The sequence below is a fragment of the Kitasatospora sp. LaBMicrA B282 genome (assembly GCF_050325825.1).
In the GTDB taxonomy this organism is placed as follows: domain Bacteria; phylum Actinomycetota; class Actinomycetes; order Streptomycetales; family Streptomycetaceae; genus Kitasatospora.
Window position 1 is genome coordinate 1 of record NZ_JBNQTI010000344.1, and the last position, 2,000, is coordinate 2,000.

A 2,000-nucleotide genomic window follows, 5' to 3' on the forward strand; every position below is an offset into this window, starting at 1 on the left:
GATCTGCCCGTTCGCCGGGGCCGTGGGCGCCGCCGGCGCGGGCACCGCGGAGGCGGAGCCGCCCGGCACCGAGGCGCTCGAGGCGGCGCTGGCCCGGGTCTGCGCGGCTGCCGAGCGGCCGCTGCTGGTGCTGCTGGACGCCGCCGAGGAGGCGCCGGGGCCGCTCGGGCCGTCCTGGTGGACGGCGACCGCCGACTGGCTGGCCGGCGCCGGGGTGCGGCTGCTGGTGGCCTGCCGCCCGGAGAGCTGGGAGCAGTGGCAGCAGCACGGGCCGGTGCTCGGTGCGGCCGCGACGCCGCAGCTGCACCGGCTGCGCCCGCTGGGCGGCCCGGCCCTGGAGGCGGCCGCCCGGCAGTACGGGGTGCTGGTGGACGGGCAGCCGGCCGGGCCGCTGCTGCTGCGGCTGGCCGGGGAGCTGCGGGCGGCCGGGGTGCCGCCGTTCACGGTGGGTCCGACCGGGGTCGGGGCGGCCGAGCTCTACCAGGCCTGGCTGGACCTGCGCTGCCTGCGGATCGCCGAACGCCTGGCCCGCACCGGCGTGCGGCCCGCCTCGCACCGCAAGGGGAACGCGCTGCCGGCCGCCGCGCCGCCCGCGCCGGGCCGGGTCCGCCGGCTCGCCGCGCTGGTGGCGGGGCGGGTGCACGAGGCGGCCCGGCGGATGCTCGGCCCCGGCCAGGGCGGGCTGACCCGGGCCGCCTTCGAGGAGCTCTTCCCACCGGCCGGCGGTTGGGCCCGCGCGGTGCTGGCCGACGGGCTCTTCGTCCCGGCGGGGGAGGGCTACCGGCCGGCCCACGAGGAGATCGCGGACTGGCTGCAGGGCCAGCACCTGGAGCTGGACGGGGCACTGCGCCTGCTGCTCGCCGAGGGTCCCAGGGCGACGGCGGCGCAGCCGCGGTGGGTGGTGCCCCGGCACCGGGCGGGTGCGGTGGCCGCAGCGCTCGGCACGCTGGCCCGGACCCGCGGGACGGCGGGCCTGGCGCCCTGGCTCGACCGGCTCTGGCAGGCGCTGGCACAGCCCGCGCCGGGCGCCGTGCCGCAGGTCGACGTGGCCGGCACGGCGGCCGTCGGGCCGCTCGAGGCCTCGGCGGTGGAGCCGGAACCGCGCTGGTGGGCGGCCCGGCTGCTGGCCGCCGGACTGCGCGCCGCCCCGGAGCCGGCTGCGCACGGGGAGCTGTTGGAGCGGCTCGCCGAGTGGCTGGCCGCGGGCACCGCCGCGACCATCGGGCCCGGCGGCGCCGCACCCGACCCGGTGGCCGCCCGGTTCGGGCCCGCCTTCTGGGCCGACCTTGAGCTGCCCGCCGACCGGTACTGGGAGCTGCTGCGCTTGCTGGTCCGGGCGGACGGCGCCGAGCCGGCCTTCCTGGCCGCCGCCGCGGCGGGACTGACCGGGGCCGGGACGGCCGGCTTCGGGCCGCTCTGCCGCTGGTTCGCCGACGGCCGCCCGCTGCCGGCCCGGGCCGGCGCGACCGTCGCCGACCTGGCCCACGACCTGCTCTTCGCCCACCGGGCGCTGGGCGTCGACGAGTTGACCGAGGCACTGGTGGCCACCGGGCACCCGCGGGCCGACGCCCTGCTGACCGTGCTGGCCGTCGAGGAGCCCTCCGCGCTCTGCCGGGCGGTCGACCGGTGGAGCCACGACGCCCGCCCCGACCGCCACGTGGCCGCCGCCGTGCACGCGCTGCGCACCGCGCCCTACGTCACCGGGGCGGCCCGCGAGCTGCTCCGGCACACCGCGCTGACCCTGCTGGCCCGGGTGGCCGAACCCGGCCTGCACGGGGCCGCGTTGGCGCTGCTGGTGCGCGACCCGGCCACCCGGGCCCGGTACCTGCCGGCCGCGCTCGCCGGCTATGCCGCCGACGACCCGTTCGTCGGCGCCGAGGTGCTCGGCCTGGCGCTGGCCGACCATCCCGCCGCAGTGCTGGGCGCCTTCGAGGAGCGGCTGGCCCGCCCCGGCGGCGGGGCGGCCGCGGCACTGCGGGTGCTCGCCGACGCGCCGCCGG

General features: G+C 81.4%; 1 pseudogene. It reads left to right on the top strand.

What is annotated here, in order from left to right:
• Positions 1-2,000 (top strand): annotated as a pseudogene (locus ACQRUO_RS39295) (serine protease); the annotation flags it as partial.